Source organism: Nocardia farcinica, assembly GCF_001182745.1.
Classification (GTDB): Bacteria; Actinomycetota; Actinomycetes; order Mycobacteriales; family Mycobacteriaceae; genus Nocardia; species Nocardia farcinica.
Window position 1 is genome coordinate 2,198,714 of sequence record NZ_LN868939.1, and the last position, 14,825, is coordinate 2,213,538.

At 68.7% G+C, this 14,825-nt stretch carries 14 protein-coding genes and 2 pseudogenes; 11 read left to right on the top strand and 5 right to left on the bottom strand.

All coding sequences use genetic code 11. The annotated features are described in order from the left end of the window. Positions 1-89 precede the first annotated feature (89 nt). Both AMO33_RS26880 and AMO33_RS26885 read left to right on the top strand, forming a co-directional pair. The gene (locus AMO33_RS26880) at positions 90-1,103 is read left to right on the top strand and encodes an alpha/beta hydrolase (RefSeq protein ID WP_011210914.1); all 1,014 of its coding nucleotides are present in this window, start codon (positions 90-92) and stop codon (positions 1,101-1,103) included. 52 nt (positions 1,104-1,155) lie between these two features. Further along, entirely contained in the window at positions 1,156-1,497 is a 342-nt protein-coding gene (locus AMO33_RS26885) for a DUF6766 family protein (protein WP_060594723.1), read from the top strand. Between the two features lie 6 nt (positions 1,498-1,503). Here AMO33_RS26885 and AMO33_RS26890 read toward each other — a convergent pair whose 3' ends face one another. After that, on the bottom strand, positions 1,504-3,072 hold the full coding sequence (locus AMO33_RS26890; protein ID WP_060595173.1) for an AIM24 family protein: 1,569 nt from the start codon (positions 3,070-3,072) through the stop codon (positions 1,504-1,506). Between the two features lie 123 nt (positions 3,073-3,195). On the opposite strand from AMO33_RS26890, the gene AMO33_RS26895 reads away from it, so the two are divergent. After that, positions 3,196-4,149, top strand: a complete 954-nt coding sequence (locus tag AMO33_RS26895) for a DNA polymerase domain-containing protein (RefSeq protein ID WP_060594724.1) — start codon at positions 3,196-3,198, stop codon at positions 4,147-4,149. Between the two features lie 37 nt (positions 4,150-4,186). Here the strand turns inward: AMO33_RS26895 and AMO33_RS26900 are convergent, their stop codons facing one another. Beyond that, on the bottom strand, positions 4,187-5,320 hold the full coding sequence (locus tag AMO33_RS26900; protein ID WP_228824965.1) for a DUF2332 domain-containing protein: 1,134 nt from the start codon (positions 5,318-5,320) through the stop codon (positions 4,187-4,189). A 354-nt stretch (positions 5,321-5,674) separates the two neighbouring features. Here AMO33_RS26900 and AMO33_RS26905 point away from each other — a divergent pair, with 354 nt between their 5' ends. Beyond that, entirely contained in the window at positions 5,675-6,889 is a 1,215-nt protein-coding gene (locus tag AMO33_RS26905) for a TerC family protein (protein ID WP_011210909.1), read from the top strand. A gap of 46 nt (positions 6,890-6,935) precedes the next feature. Beyond that, the gene (locus tag AMO33_RS26910; RefSeq protein WP_060595174.1) at positions 6,936-7,661 is read left to right on the top strand and encodes an HAD family hydrolase; all 726 of its coding nucleotides are present in this window, start codon (positions 6,936-6,938) and stop codon (positions 7,659-7,661) included. Here AMO33_RS26910 and AMO33_RS26915 read toward each other — a convergent pair. Then, the gene (locus AMO33_RS26915) at positions 7,624-8,178 is read right to left on the bottom strand and encodes a hypothetical protein (RefSeq protein ID WP_060594726.1); all 555 of its coding nucleotides are present in this window, start codon (positions 8,176-8,178) and stop codon (positions 7,624-7,626) included. The genes AMO33_RS26910 and AMO33_RS26915 overlap by 38 nt on opposite strands. Next, on the bottom strand, positions 8,179-9,171 hold the full coding sequence (locus tag AMO33_RS31785; RefSeq protein ID WP_139337535.1) for a hypothetical protein: 993 nt from the start codon (positions 9,169-9,171) through the stop codon (positions 8,179-8,181). Between the two features lie 274 nt (positions 9,172-9,445). Between AMO33_RS31785 and AMO33_RS32735 the strand changes: the two are divergent. The 4 genes and pseudogenes from AMO33_RS32735 to AMO33_RS31790 all read left to right on the top strand — a co-directional run. Beyond that, positions 9,446-9,556, top strand: a pseudogene (locus AMO33_RS32735) (cold shock domain-containing protein); the annotation flags it as partial. Continuing rightward, positions 9,504-9,943, top strand: a pseudogene (locus tag AMO33_RS30720) (SAM-dependent methyltransferase); the annotation flags it as partial. The pseudogenes AMO33_RS32735 and AMO33_RS30720, both read left to right, overlap by 53 nt. A gap of 105 nt (positions 9,944-10,048) precedes the next feature. Beyond that, positions 10,049-10,540, top strand: coding sequence for a hypothetical protein (locus AMO33_RS26930; RefSeq protein ID WP_060594729.1), 492 nt, complete (start codon positions 10,049-10,051; stop codon positions 10,538-10,540). A gap of 35 nt (positions 10,541-10,575) precedes the next feature. Beyond that, positions 10,576-11,358 carry a hypothetical protein gene (locus AMO33_RS31790; RefSeq protein WP_137353380.1) on the top strand — a complete coding sequence of 261 codons (783 nt, stop codon included), beginning with the start codon at positions 10,576-10,578 and terminating at the stop codon, positions 11,356-11,358. A 131-nt stretch (positions 11,359-11,489) separates the two neighbouring features. Here the strand turns inward: AMO33_RS31790 and AMO33_RS26935 are convergent, their stop codons facing one another. Then, positions 11,490-12,425, bottom strand: a complete 936-nt coding sequence (locus AMO33_RS26935; RefSeq protein WP_011210901.1) for an AraC family transcriptional regulator — start codon at positions 12,423-12,425, stop codon at positions 11,490-11,492. A 172-nt stretch (positions 12,426-12,597) separates the two neighbouring features. Here AMO33_RS26935 and AMO33_RS26940 point away from each other — a divergent pair, with 172 nt between their 5' ends. Then, positions 12,598-13,149 (top strand): flavin reductase family protein, encoded by a 552-nt coding sequence (locus tag AMO33_RS26940; RefSeq protein ID WP_060594730.1) that lies wholly within the window; start codon positions 12,598-12,600, stop codon positions 13,147-13,149. A gap of 30 nt (positions 13,150-13,179) precedes the next feature. Next, positions 13,180-14,799 carry a 4-hydroxyphenylacetate 3-hydroxylase family protein gene (locus AMO33_RS26945; RefSeq protein WP_060594731.1) on the top strand — a complete coding sequence of 540 codons (1,620 nt, stop codon included), beginning with the start codon at positions 13,180-13,182 and terminating at the stop codon, positions 14,797-14,799. Positions 14,800-14,825 lie beyond the last annotated feature (26 nt).

A 14,825-nucleotide genomic window follows, 5' to 3' on the forward strand; every position in this document is an offset into this window, starting at 1 on the left:
ACTCGGGGTCTGGTGGTCAGCGGTCCGGGGCTCGGGAATCGGGCCGGAGGACGGTCGGCGCGGGACTGACGGGGAAAGCGAGGTGCACGGTGATCGGATCGGGTTCGGGGACCAGGCGCGGCGCCACCGCGGTGCTGATCGCGCTCGCCCTGCTCCTCGCCGGAGCGGCCCCCGCGGCGGCCGCCCCGGCCAGCGGCGGACAGCAGTCGCTCGCCCGCATCACCGAGATCCGGCCGGAGAACGACCGCCTGCTCGATCTCGAGATCCACTCGCCGGCGATGGACAGCACCACCAGGGTGCTGCTGTTGCGCGCCCCCGATCCCGACCGCCCGGCACCCACGCTCTACCTGCTCAACGGCGCCTCCGGCCACGTCGACGGCAGCTGGCACGACCGCACCGACTACCAGCGGTTCTTCGCCGACAAACAGGTCAACGTGGTGATCCCGCTCGGCGGCGCGGGCAGCTACTTCACCGACTGGCGCGCCGAGGACCCGGTGCTGGGCAGGCAGCGCTGGGCGACCTTCCTCACCGAGGAGTTGCCCCCGCTGCTCGACGAGCACTTCCACGGCTCGGGTGCCAACGCCGTCGCCGGCGTCTCGATGTCGGGCACGTCGGTGTTCCAGCTCGCGCTCGCCGCGCCCGGGCTCTACCGGGCGATCGGGTCGTTCAGCGGCTGCGTACGCACCAGCGATCCGCAGGGGCAGGTGATGGTCAACGCGGTCGTCGCGTCGCACCGCGGCAACCCGGTCAACATGTGGGGCCCGCCCACCGACCCCACCTGGCGCGCCAACGACCCCTACCTGCACGCCGACCGCCTGCGCGGCACCGCCATCTACATCTCCAGCGGCTCCGGCCTGCCCGGCCCGCTCGACAACCCCGCCGCCGTCGGCGGCGATCCGATGCAGCTGGGCTACCAGTTGCTCTTCGGCGCACCGCTGGAGGCGGTGACCGGCATGTGCACCCGGCAGTTGCGGGATCGCCTGCAGGAACTGCGCATCCCGGCAACCGTCGACCTGCGCCCCACCGGCACGCACGCCTGGGGCTACTGGCAGGAGGACCTGCACAAGGCGTGGCCGATGTTCGAGGCGGCGCTGAGCGAGTGAGCGGGCGGTCTGCCCACAGTTAGCTGGCCGGTGCGCCGGGTATTCCCGGCGCATGAAACACTTCCGTCGGTGGGGCGCGGTCTACGTGCTCGTCCTGCTGTTCCTGGGCTCCTGGCTGGGGCAGTTCTTCACCCAGCTCGCGGAGTTCCGCAGCGAGCAGCAGGAGCACGGGCAGCCGTTCCTGTGGAACGACTACTGGGCCTCGTTCTTCGCCAGCACCTTCGAGAACTGGCAGAGCGAGTGGCTGCAACTGGTCTTCCAGGCGGTGCTGCTGCTCGGCGCCAAGCATTGGCTGTTCCGCGTCGACGCCGAGGATCTGGAGCGGATCGAACGCAAGGTCGACCAGATGCACAGTGCCCTGGGACGTTTGGAGGCCCGGGCACCCCAGCCGTGAGGCCGGCTAGCCGAACAGCCCGCCCAGCATGCCGCCGGACTGCCCGGCCTCCTGACCGCCGCCGGTGCCACCGAGCATGCCGCCGGGCGGCAACTCCGAGGGCTGAACGATGACGAATCCGCGCCCGCTGAACGACAACGTCATCCCTTCACCGGTGCTGCGGCCCATCAGCCTGCCCAGGCCGAACGAGTCGTTGCGCTTGATCCCGGTCTGCAGGCTCGACGACCACGCCACCGCGGCCTGCGGATCGGCGTAGGTGGGCTGGTCCACGTTCAGCACCACCGGCGAGCCGTGGGTGGTGATCGCGATCCGGCCGCGCCCGGTGAAGACACAGTTGAACAGGCCCGCGTTGCTGGCGAAACCGGCCGCGCCCTGCACCATCTTGATGTCGTAGCGCAGGGTCGGATCGAAGGCGAGCACGTTCGCTCCGTTGATGGTGAGCCCGTCGGTGCCGTCGAGGTCGATCAGGTGCACGTCGGCGGCGCCGTTGGCCAGGAACAGGTCGCCGCGACCGCTCACCTTCATCAACGGCACGCCCTCGCCGGTGAGCCGCTGCTGGATGGCGCGGCCGATCCCGCCCGACCCGAGCGCCTGGAACTGGAGTTCGCCCTGGTAGGCGACCATCGACCCGGCCCGGGCCATGACCTCGCCCTGCACCCCCACCTTGATCATCTTGCCGCCCTGCTTCTGGATACCGAGGCCGTTGACCTCGGCATGGCGGGGGTCGAAAAGATCGCTCTGCATCGGCAGCGCTCCTTGCTGGGGTGCGAAGGGGGGAGTGTGCGCGGGTACGGGTGGACGGCCGGGACCGCCCGCTGGTGGCGGGTAGCCCGGATGCGGTGCGCCGGGCGGTGGCTGCCCCGGGAGGTGCGGCGGCGGATAGGCCGGGGGCATCTGCTGCCCGCCGGGAGCGCCGGGCGGTGGATGGCCGGCGGCGGGTGGATGGGGTGGGGCCGCGGGGTATCCGGTGGCGGGTGCGGGCGGGGCGGAACCCGGTGGGGGAGCGGGATATCCGCCGCCGCCCGGTGCCGGCGCGGGGCTCGGCGGCGTCGGGCTCGGCGCCGGCTGCTCGTCCGCGGGGTCGTCGAGGTTCACCCCGTAGGCGGTCGCGATGCCCGCGAGCCCGTTGTCGTATCCCTGGCCGACGGCGCGGACCTTCCAGCCGGGTCCGCGACGGTAGATCTCCACGCAGACGACCGCGGTTTCGGTGGTGAGCCCGGCGATCGGGAAAGTCAGTGTGCCCGAATCGGATCCGATGGTGACGGTGAGCCCGCCCGCCGCCGCGAGCGTGGGCGGGCCGCTGCCGTCGAGGCTGGCGGTGACGACCACGGTCTGCACGTCGGCGGGCAACGCCGAGGTCACCACGTCCACCACGTCGGGCGCGCCGCGGCCGTGCCGGTAGGTGACGCCCGGCCCGGCGGGCTGGTTGAAGAACACGAAATCGGCGTCCGAACGGACCTTGCCCGCCGAATTCAACAGCAGCGCCGACACATCCAGCGGTGCGTTACCCGCGACGGTGACCGTCAGCCGGTCGGCGGGGGCGGGCCGGTTCTCCCCGCGCGCGAGCACCGTCACGACGTACTCCCCGCGGCACCGGGCGATGACATCCAACTCACGGATCAAGTCTGGCGCGGATGCCGGTTCCGCGCCAACCCGCCGATGGTTGACCCGCCCTCCGCGCCGGGGCAAGGTGGGGCGATGAGCAGCGACGAGGAGCGCGCCGGCGTCGGGATGACCAATCTGGACCAACCGCTGTTCGACGGCGCGCAGGCCACCAAGCGCGACCTCGTCGACTACCTGGAGGCCGTCGCCGACCAACTGGTCGGGCAGCTGCGGGACCGTCCGCTGTCGGTGGTGCGGGTCCGGCCGGGCCAGGAGAGGTTCATGCAGAAGAACCTCCCGAAGTACGCCCCGGAGTGGGTGCCGCGGGTCACCACCTGGGCGGCCAGCGCCCAGCGCACGATCACCTACCCGGTCTGCCAGGACCTGCGCACCCTGCTCTGGTTCGGCAATCAGCGCGCGGTCGAATACCACCCGACCCTGCTCACCACCGACCCCGAGGTCGGCCAGACCCACCTGGTCCTCGACCTGGATCCCTCGCCCGGCCAGACCTTCCGCCACGCCGTCCTCGCCGCCCAGCTCATCCGCACCGCCCTGGCGGCCGACGGCCTGTCCGCGGCGGTGAAGACCAGCGGGGCCAAGGGCGTGCACGTGTTCGTCCCGCTCCGGCCCGGCATCCCGCTCGAGGACGCGGCCGCCGCCACCCGCGCCGTGGCGGCCCGTGCCGAACGCCTCGACCCGGCGCTCGCCACCACCGCGTTCATCCGCGACGACCGGGAGGGCAAGGTCTTCCTCGACGCCACCCGCTCCGGCGGCGCGACCGTGGTCGCCACCTACAGCCCGCGCATCCGCCCCGGCGTCCCGGTGTCCTTCCCGGTCACCTGGGACGAGCTGCCCGACATCACCCCGACCGACTTCACCATCGACACGGTGCCCGGCCTGCTCGGCGACCGGGACCCGTGGACCGCCCGCATGCCCGCACCGCAGTCCCTTCCCGCCGACCTCGTCGAGGAGGGGCACACCATTCCGGTCGCGCGTGTCCAGGCGATGCACGAAGGCAAACGCCGGGCGCGAGCGCGGCGCGAAGGCTGAGTTCCGGACACCGCGTGATCGCGGACCGTCGCCGTGCTCACCCGGCGACCCAGGACAGCAGCCGTCCCCGGGACCAGCAGCGGCCGAGGCTTTCGGCGTGCAGGGTGCCGTGGCCGAAGACGGCCAGGCCGAGGATGCTGTGGCCGGAGGCGTGGCGGTCGCCGAAGGTGGGGACGGCGGGGGCGACGCCGACGCCCTCGGCCGACACCCAGGCGACGGGCCGGTGGGTGGCGGCGGCGTCGAGGCGGTGCAGGAATCGCAGCCGGTCGTCGCGGGCGAGGCGGGCCAGCGACCACGTGGTCGTGACGACGGGCAGGGTGCCGGGCGGCACGCGGGAGAGCGCGTCGGGCAGCAGGTCGACGGGGTCGCCGTGCAGCAGGAGGGGAGGGGCGGCAGTGGTCAGGGCGAGCTGCGCGTCCAGTTCGGCGGCCCGTTCGGTTCGGTCCGGCGGCAGGCAGGCGCGCACCCAGCGCGCGTTCTCCGGGACGGTCACGTCCAGCGGGTCGGCGTCGATCCCGATCCGGGCGACGACCTCGGGGATCGGCAGGGACGGGAGCGTTCCGTCGCCGACGACGGTCGCGCGCTGTCGCACGGGCGAGGCCGGGTCACCCAGGAATTGCCCGGTGCTGTAGGAGATTCCGGCGCGGTCGACGCTCAGGTCGAACCCGGATCCGGCGCCGACGCCGATCAAGGCCACCGACTCGGCGCCCACCCGGTGGGCCGCCGCGGCGACGGCCGGATACAGCACGGCATGCCGTCCGATCTCCGTGGACCGCACCCGCGGGTGCGCGGCGAGCGAGACGACCCGGTCGGCCGCGCTCAGCAGCGTGTCGATCGCGGCGGACGCGGCACCGTCGCCGTCCGCCGCCGCGAAGGCCGCGGCCAGCGCGGGCGCCTGCCCGGCGAGCGCGAGCTCGTGCAGGACGGCCAGCACGAACGCCGGGCGCCGCCGGCGCGCCGGCGCCTTCCCGAGCGCGCGCATCGCCGCGGCGGATTCGCTCAGCGCGACGGCGACGCGGGCGTACAGCGGGGACGACCCGGCCATCATCGTCTCGCCGAATCGGCGATAGGTCTCGGCGAGCGTGCGGTCGCTGTCCCGGGTGTTCCGGCGGGGCGGCGGCGAGGTGGCCGGTGCGTCACTCGATGAGGAAGGGGGTGTTGGCCTGGGCATCTCTCGAGGCATATGAGTAGATCGTAACGTTGAAACTTCTATGCAAACCTGAGCGTTGATAGCCGAAATAATCAGCCGATAAGTCTCAAAACGCGGAGCGGGTCCGCGACGGCCGGGAACGAGGGGTGCGATCACCGCTCGTCCCGGTCGGCCGAGTCGCCGGCGCCGCGCGGCAACCCGCGCTCCGGTGCGACCGAGCCCGCCCGGTCCGGCCGGGTGTCCGCACCGGTTCGGCGGTCCGAGGTCGTTAGCCTGGGGAGATCGGCTGCGACCCGGGAGGACACGCATGAGCATCGACGGTGATTCGGTGAGGCGGGAGGATGCGGTGGGGCGGCAGGTAGCGGCGGGGCGGGCATGAGCGTCTCGGCGCCGGTGTGGGCGGCCACCCTCGTGCTGATCGTGGCGTTGATCGGCTACGACTACTTCTTCCACGTCCGCAAGGCGCACACCCCGACGTTGCGCGAGGCGGCGGTGTGGTCGGCGCTCTACATCGGCATCGCGGTGCTGTTCGGCCTGGCGGTGCTGGTCTTCGGCGGCAGCGCCATGGGGGTGGAGTACTTCGCGGGCTACATCACCGAGAAGGCGCTCTCGGTGGACAACCTGTTCGTCTTCCTGATCATCATGACCAGCTTCGCGGTGCCGCGCGCCGACCAGCAGAAGGTGCTGCTGTTCGGGATCGTGTTCTCCATCTTCGCCCGCACCGCGCTGATCCTGGTCGGCGCGACCCTGATCAACCGGTTCGCCTGGGTGTTCTATCTCTTCGGCCTCATCCTGCTGCTGACCGCGGGCAACATGCTCCGGCCCGAGGGACAGGACAGCCATTCCGGCGACAACATCGTGGTGCGCCTGGCCCGCCGGTTCCTGCGCACCAGCCCGCATTACGACGGCGACAAGCTGTTCACCGTGGAGAACGGCCGCCGCGTGCTGACCCCCATGCTGCTGGTGATGGTCGCGATCGGCGGCACCGACATCCTGTTCGCGCTCGACTCCATCCCCGCGATCTTCGGCCTCACCCAGAGCACCTACATCGTGTTCACCGCCACGGTGTTCTCCCTGCTCGGCCTGCGCCAGCTCTACTTCCTGCTCGACGGCCTGCTCGACCGCCTGATCTATCTCAGCTACGGTCTCGCCGCGATCCTCGGATTCATCGGCGTGAAACTGATCCTGCACGCACTGCACGAGAACAACGTGCCGTTCGTCAACGAAGGCGAACCGGTGCCCGTCGTGGAGATCTCGACGGGCCTGTCGCTGAGCGTGATCGTCGGCGTGCTGATCCTCACCGTCGTCGCCTCGCTCGTCAGCCCCGCCGGCAAGGCGCAGACCGCGGTGAACAACGCGCGCCGCTTCGCCCTCCAGTACCTGAGCACCACCTACGAGACCGACCTGGACCGGCGGGAAGTGTTGTACGCCAAGGTGGTCCGGGAAGCGGCCAACATCCGCCTGCTGCCCGAGAAATACCGGCGGCGCATCCGCGAGGAACGCGAACTGCTCGAACTGCTCGACGACGCAAAGCAGGTGCACGAGGAGCGCGTGGCCGCCGCAGCGCAGGGGCGCACGCCCGAGCGGTGAGCTGCCCGGTCACATCCGACAACCCATTCAGGGAGAATATGTGGACATGGGTGAGACGATCGCGGGGCTTGTTGTCTGGGATGTCGACGGCACTCTGATTCCCGCGGATCTGCGGTGGTTGAGGCGGGCTGTGGCACGCACCTACCACTTGGAAGAGTCGGAGGTCGTGTTCCCCGCATCGCGCGTTCACGGCTACACCGACGAGTCGATCGTCATCGACACGGCCATCGCCTCCGGAGTCGCCGAGGTGGCGGCGGAACAAGGTTTCGGTCGGTACCCCGATGTGCTCATGGATGTCATGGTCCGGGGCGAGGCGGAACTCGCCCGTGAGCAGGCCGCATACCCCGGCGCCGCCGACACCATCGCGGTCCTCGCAAAGAACGGGTTCGTCCAGACCGTCCTCACCGGCAACTTGCGTGTCTCGGCCGAACTCAAGCTCAGGGTGGCGGGTCTCGGTGCCGACCTCGATCTGAACCTCGGTGCTTTCGGTTCGGATGCGCGCGAGCGGTTCGACCTGCCCGCGTTCGTTGTCGATCGATTTCAGGCACGGTTCGGCCATCCGCTCGACCGGGGACGAACCGTGATCATCGGCGACGCGCCGAACGACATCGCTACCGCACGCCACGCAGGCTTCGGGGTTGTCGCGGTAGCGCACAGAATGTCAGTCGATGAGCTGGCGCAGCATTCACCCGATGCGATTGTCAACAGCCTGGAGCCCGATGCAGTGCTGTCGGCTATCCGGGTAGCGATGGAGCCGACCAGGAGTCGTTGATGCCGGCGACCCGTTCCCGCATCGCGAGCACGGGCCGTTCATCCTGCCACGGGGCCAACCGTTCGATCGCTCTCTGCGCCCGCTCGATTCCACGGTGATTACCGATGGCAGCCAGCTCGTCGTACGTGTCGGCGAGAATCCGGCAACCCTCTTCCAGCTCACCGGACAACGCATAGGCGCTGGCAAGATCCACCCGTGCGGCGAGATCGACATTCGGACTGTCTCTTGCCGAGGCGTCCAACGCTTCCGTGAGCGCAGCGATCGCCCGCTTCGGCTGGCCGAGAAGCAGTTGGCATGTACCGACGTAGACCCGGATTCGTGTCGTGGTCCAATCGCTGAACAACCCCGTCAGATCGGTCTCGTCGAGCTCCTCGGCGGCCCGCTGGGCGCGGCGAAGCGCGTCCTCGCATTCATTCCGCAGTTCCAGCACTGCATAGGCTTGCGCTTGCTCGGCGCCGACCCGCGCTCGCGCGGCAGGTGGCAGGAGATCGGCGACCGTAGCCGCCTCCTTCAACATTCAAAGCCCGATTACGACGTCGCCATCGGATCCGATCAACGTCGCAGCATCGGAGCGCAAGTTGCTTTCGAATATCCGCGCCACCGCACCCATGGTTCTGTCTTGTAGCCGATCCGCGAGCTTGCGTGCGAATGCGCTGTGCGTCAGCGCCATCGGCCGATCGCCGATCGCGCTCCACACGCGGCTCGCCACAATGGAGGTCTCTGCCAGCAAGGCCCCAGCACGGTGCTTCGCGCGTTCGTCCGTCGCAGCGCGAAACAGAGCTGATGCAGCATCGCGATGAGCCTCGATCGGGCCGATCAGCGCATGTGGAGACAGGCTTTGACGCTGACCCGCCAGCTGATCGGTCATGGCGGCGAAACTGTCCAGGGACTTCTCCGCCAACGCTTGCGTCGGCATGAACGCCACGCGGAAATCGAGGGCTCCGTCCAGAGCTGAGCGCGCGCACGCGGGAACTTCTCGGCCGTTGTCAACCGATGACGCCGTGACGTTGATACCGATGGCAGGTTCAGTTCTCGCCCCTGTCCTGAGCTTGCGCGACGACCGTGAATGCCGGGCTCGCCACGCGGCTTCCCCTTCTGCCACAATCTGATCGAATCGCTTCCGGTCCTCCGGCGTCGCGTACCTCGAATAGACGCTGTCGAGTATGGATTGCGTCAGCGACCTGGGCACTACCCCGCTCAACCCAGTACGCCAGTTGGTCACCGTTGTTGTTTCGACACCGAGCAGCGCGGCGAAATCCCGAATGGATCTGCGCATCGCCTCCTGCAACGCGACCGCTTCGAACCCCGTCCAACCCCGCCCGCGAATCGTCACCAACCCATTTTGCGGCCCTGAACTGAGAAATGCCCATGTAATGCCTACGGTACCCCACCACTGGGCCATCACTGCCGACATCGCTTGCAGGCCACGATCGGAACCGAAACGTTGACGGGGAATCAGGGAGGTGACATCACCGGCCGGGAGTGTCAAGGAAGCAACCAGTGTGGACAACGTGATTCGTTGCGCCGGCAATCCTGCCCTCGCGGCATGGGGCCTGCGACCGCGACGACCGCACACGGAGGCGGCGATGAGTTGCCCCTGCCCGCACCACGGCACGAAGCGCAACGCCGGACGAACAACGAGCCGTTCGGGCCGACGAGCTGGATCGTTGCGCACCGGTCGATCTGCACGGCATCCAGCAAGACGTACCAATCCCCTGCAACGAAGCCGCAACTCGTTTCACCACCCACTCACAGAAAGGAAGCCATGCATGGAACACGGAACCATGGAATGGCTCGGCGTGACGATGGGCAACGGGTTCATCAACCCCGACCACGGCGCCCATGACATCTTCGCCCACCACTTCGAGATCCAAGGCGAAGGCTTCCGCGTCCTGGCCGCGGGACAGCGTGTCGAGTTCGAGCCCGGACATTTCGGCGATGGGGGTGCAGTCGCGCCAGTTCCTCATCCGCGCCGTCCGCTATCTCGCTGGCGAGGAAGGTGTCCGTCAGTTCCTTGGTATCGGGAGCGGGTCGCCGACGATGTGCGACACCCACGAGGCCACCCAGGCCGTGGCGGCGGAGTCGAAGGTCGTTTATGTCGACAACGATCCCCTCGTGCTCATCCATGCCCGCGCGTTGTCGACCAGCACCACGCCCGAAGGCGTCACCACCTGCATCGACGCCGACTACCACGACCCCCCGAACTGATCATCCCCAGCGCGCGCGACGTCCTGGATTTCCGGCTTCCGGTGGCGGTGATGTTCATAGGTGTGCTCGGCCACGACCGCTCCTAGGCGCAGGTTCGGCCGATCATGGCGACGAGCATGGCCGGTCGTGGAAAACTCTGCTGGTCTGTTGGCCCATGACACCCCGAGAGAGGTCCGAAAGTGGACGACGACCAGCTCGGCTTCGACATCGAGTTCGATGCCAAGACGACAGCGTTCCTGGAATGGGTCGCGCCCGAAAGCATGGAAGCCCAGATTCGAGCGTTCCTCACCGACACCGTCCCCGGGATCGCCGACTACACCGACACCTGGTGGAAGCCCCCGCTGACGAAGCGAGTCCTGGAAGCAGCCCACGAGTACTTCGGGGACCGCGAAACGTTCTTCTCGCCCGAATACCGCTCTGCGGCAGACCAGTTCATCAGGTTCTACGGTGAGTGCTTCGTACGCAGGGCCGGGATGCGATGGACGAACGAGCACGGTGCGGCCAGCCCGCCTCTGTACCCGGACTTCTGCCCTGTCATCAGCGATGACGAGGGGTTCGACACGCGGCATATGGTCGAGATGACGCGATATCTGTTCGGCGAAAACCTCGGCCCCGACATCGCAGAATACGACATAGCGGCCACCGCACGGGAGCAGCGCAAAATGCGCTGATCTGTGCTGATCGTCCGCGCCAGGGGGGCGGCTGCGTGCCCGACGACTACGACACGTACCGACGAAATCTCTCGAACTACGAGAAGGGCCTCTACTTCGAACTCGGCAGAGCCCACGAGCTGGGGGAAACCCGGGACAACGGGTGGGTGAAACAGTTCTGCCTACGTACGAAACTCGGTCCTCGAATCCTGGACTCGGCACGGGCCGAAGGTCGCGGCGTACGCGGTAGAGAGCGGAAATCGGGACGGGTCTCGGAGCGCCGTACGTTGCGGCAGCTGAACAAGGAGAGAGTTGCCCTCGAGGCCGGACAGCTGACCCGAACGACCTGGGAAACCGTCGCCGGCGAGAGCTTACCGAAAAGCATCGAAGAGTCTCTGAGTGCGATGACCCGAGACTTCGGTGCGAGGTTCCAGCACGTGGTGATCTCGCGCGAGGACGCGCTACGAGCCATGAAGCTCGGACAGTCCCTGGTGAGCAAGCAACTCGAACTGGTCCGGCCCTACGAACTCGAACGCGCCGACCGCGCCCGACGTCGGCTCGAGAACATCCGCCGGATTCAACAGGAGAAGGAACGAGAACAGAACCTCCGAAGCGCCGAGCAAGCACGCCAACAGGAACTCACCCGCATCCGAACAGCACGTGACCAGCTCCTGGCCCGGCTACCACCCGAGGTCGCCCGAATCCTCGCCCTCAGCATGCCGCCCCCGGAAAGGGAACTCGACCGACACCCACCAGACCTCGGCAACAGCACCACACGAGCAGGGCGAGAGGCCCGCACCAGGGAGCATGAACGCGCCCGCGACGCACGCGGCGTCTAGGACAACGCATCCCCGGCCAGCAGTCGGGTCCGACCGGGAGCGCGTAACAAATCTCACTCGGGACCAGTGGAAGGCCGAACTGCGGGGCGCGGTGGTGTCGGGTTGCCTTTTTGCGCGCCCGAGCGCTGGCGTCAGCCGCGGAGGGTTGCCGACGGCGGCTCGCCGTACTTGCGTCGATAGGCGGCCGCGAAGCGGCCGGTGTGGGTGAAGCCCCATTTCAGGGCGATGTCGGTGACGCCGGTGAGCTCGCGCGGGTTCAGCAGTTCGGCCCGTACCCGCTCCAGTCGCACGTCGGCGACGAACTCGCGTGGCGTCATCCCGACGTACTCCCGGAATCCCTCCTGCAGCCGCCGGATGCTCACGCCCGCGATCTCGGCGAGGTCGGCGGGGGTCCATGCGCGCGCCGGATCGGCGTGCACCGCGTCGGTGACCCGGGTGACGATGCGCGGGCGGACCGGCCGCGCGTCGAGATCGGGCACCGCGGCCAGCACCAGCGCGCTGGTGAGCATTCCCGAGAGCTGTTCGGCCACCACGGGATTGCGCCACAGCGCACCGCCGCAGCCGGCTTCGTGGTAGGCGGCGCGGACCATCCGTAACCAGTCCGCGCCCGCGGCCTCGCGGACCTGGAACTGCGCGGGCAGCCGCACATCCGGCCTGCGCAGCAGGCGGGCGATCTCGCGGTGCAGGTAGTCCCGGTCGATCTTGACGCCGACGATCGAGCAGCTGCTCGTCCACCGGGTGATGACCGTCGGGGTGTCGGGGGGATTGACCGTGGCCAGGCCGGGGGTGGAGACCACCGAGGCGGCCGGGTTGCGGGATTCGAGCAGGCCGCCGACGGGGATGTTGACGGCGTAGGCGCCGGGATGCTCGGAGGACACCGAGACGTCGGCTCCCCAGCCGATCTCCGCGATGCGCAGCGGGCCGAAGTCGACGTTGTCGACGGTCAGCCCGTCGGCGCGGCTGCCGCGCCGCAGCGGGGTGAGCACGTGGGGGAAGTAGGCGCGCGACACCGCCGCGCAGGCATCGTCCCAGTCCTGCGGCGGGTGCTGTGCGGTTGTGGATTGCATGGCCTGCCACCTCCTCGTGGCTACTCTCCCGGCGCCTCGAAACGGCCTGGGCCAGGGGAAACAGATCGGTCGCGCGGAGCGGATCGGCATCGCGCTGCGCGGATTTCCGGGCCTGCCGGACCGTCCTAGTGTTCTACACCACATTCCGCCGATCCGAAAGGAGGGATCACCCATGGACGCACGCGAGCTGCGTGGCATCTTCGGCCGGTTCGCCAGCGGCGTCACCGTCGTGACCTGCCGAAACGCCGCCGGGGAACCGCATGGGGCGACGGTCACCGCGTTCACCGCGGTGTCGCTGGAGCCCCGGCTGTGCCAGGTCACCATGACCCGCACCGCGAAGGCCTGCCGATTCCTCACCGGGGCGCCCTTCGCGGTCAACATCCTGGCCGCCGACCAGGTCGACCTGGCCATGCACTTCGCGGGCCGTCCGACGGTGCCGGGGCCGCGCTGGGCCGACGGGCCGCTGGCGCCGGTGCTGCCGGGGTGCGCGGCCACGTTGTCGTGCCTGCCCTGGCGCGAATACGACGGCGGCGACCACGTGATCTTCCTCGGCGAGATCGTCGATGCCGACTGCACCGGCAAGGATCCGCTGCTCTACTACCGCAGCGCTTTCCACGACCTCGGCCCCACCTGCGCAGGCAATGCCTGGCTCGGCTCGATGGACGACCCGCACACCGGCTGGTTCGGCGCCGACACGGTGCTCGCGGCGCGACCGCTGGGCTGACAGCTTTCCCCTCACACCGAAGGAGTTCTGATGACCACCGTGGAAACCCGGGACGGCGGCCTGTCCGTCGATCCGAGCGTCGCGAATCCCGCCGCCGGCCATCCGGCCAACAACCGGAAGAATTTCGCTTCCCGCCCGATGACCGGCGCGGAGTACATCGAGTCGTTGCGGGACGGGCGCGAGATCTGGCTGCACGGCGAGCGCGTCGCCGACGTCACCACGCATCCGGCGTTCCGAAACCCGATCCGGATGACCGCGCGCCTGTACGATTCGCTGCACTCGGGCCCGCACACCGACGTGGTGACCGCGCCCACCGACACCGGCAACGGCGGCGTCACCATGCCGTTCTTCAAGACCCCCACGAGCGCCGCCGACCTGGTGCGCGAACGCGACGCCATCGCCGCCTGGGCGCGGATGACCTACGGCTGGATGGGCCGCTCGCCCGACTACAAGGCCAGCTTCCTGGGCACGCTGCACGCCAACAAGGAGCTGTACGCGCCGTTCCAGGACAACGCCGAGCGGTGGTACCGGGAGTCGCAGGAGAAGGTCCTGTACTGGAACCACGCGATCATCAACCCGCCGGTGGACCGGCAGCTGCCGCCCGACGAGGTGGGCGATGTGTTCATGAAGGTGGAGAAGGAGACCGACGCCGGGCTGATCGTGTCCGGGGCGAAGGTGGTGGCCACCGGCTCGGCCATCACCAACTACAACTTCATCGCCCACTACGGCCTGCCGATCAAGAAGAAGGAATTCGCCCTGATCTGCACGGTGCCGATGGATGCGCCCGGGGTGAAACTGATCTGCCGCTCCTCCTACACCCAGCACGCGGCGGTGATGGGCAGCCCGTTCGACTACCCGCTGTCGAGCCGGATGGACGAGAACGACACCATTTTCGTCTTCGACAAGGTGCTGGTGCCGTGGGAGAACGTCTTCATGTACGGGGACGTGGACAAGATCAACGCCTTCTTCCCGCAGTCGGGGTTCCTGCCGCGGTTCACCTTCCAGGGCTGCACCCGCCTGGCGGTCAAGCTCGACTTCATCGCCGGGCTGCTGCTCAAGGCCCTCGACGCCACCGGCGCCGGCGGGTTCCGTGGCGTGCAGACCCGGGTCGGCGAGGTGATCGGCTGGCGCAACCTGTTCTGGACGCTCACCGACGCGATGGCCAACAACCCCGAACCGTGGATCGGCGACACCGTGATCCCGCGCCTCGAATACGGGCTCACCTACCGGATGTTCATGATCCAGGGCTATCCGCGGATCAAGGAGATCATCGAGCAGGACGTGGCCTCGGGCCTGATCTACCTGCCGTCCTCGGCCGCCGATTTCAAGAGCCCCGAGGTGCGGCCGTATTTGGACAAGTACGTGCGCGGCTCGGACGGCATCACCGCCGTGGACCGGGTCAAGGTCATGAAGGCGCTCTGGGATTCGATCGGCTCGGAATTCGGTGGGCGCCACGAACTCTACGAGCGCAACTACTCGGGCAACCACGAGAACGTCAAGGCCGAACTGTTGTTCGCGGCGCAGAACCGCGGCGGGGTGAGCCGGATGCGCGGGCTGGCCGAGCAGTGCCTGGCCGAGTACGACCTCGACGGCTGGACGGTGCCGGACCTGATCGGCAACGAGGACGTCAGCTACTTCGGCGCCCGCTGACGGTGGTGACCGGCGGTCCGGGTCGA

Coding starts and splice junctions, on each gene's coding strand:
- AMO33_RS26940 (WP_060594730.1), top strand. CDS start 12,598: ATGGACGCACGCGAGCTGCGTGGCATCTTCGGCCGGTTCGCCAGCGGC.
- AMO33_RS26900 (WP_228824965.1), bottom strand. CDS start 5,320: ATGCCCAGGCCAACACCCCCTTCCTCATCGAGTGACGCACCGGCCACC.
- AMO33_RS26935 (WP_011210901.1), bottom strand. CDS start 12,425: ATGCAATCCACAACCGCACAGCACCCGCCGCAGGACTGGGACGATGCC.
- AMO33_RS26905 (WP_011210909.1), top strand. CDS start 5,675: ATGAGCGTCTCGGCGCCGGTGTGGGCGGCCACCCTCGTGCTGATCGTG.
- AMO33_RS26915 (WP_060594726.1), bottom strand. CDS start 8,178: ATGTTGAAGGAGGCGGCTACGGTCGCCGATCTCCTGCCACCTGCCGCG.
- AMO33_RS26910 (WP_060595174.1), top strand. CDS start 6,936: ATGGGTGAGACGATCGCGGGGCTTGTTGTCTGGGATGTCGACGGCACT.
- AMO33_RS26895 (WP_060594724.1), top strand. CDS start 3,196: ATGAGCAGCGACGAGGAGCGCGCCGGCGTCGGGATGACCAATCTGGAC.
- AMO33_RS26945 (WP_060594731.1), top strand. CDS start 13,180: ATGACCACCGTGGAAACCCGGGACGGCGGCCTGTCCGTCGATCCGAGC.
- AMO33_RS26885 (WP_060594723.1), top strand. CDS start 1,156: ATGAAACACTTCCGTCGGTGGGGCGCGGTCTACGTGCTCGTCCTGCTG.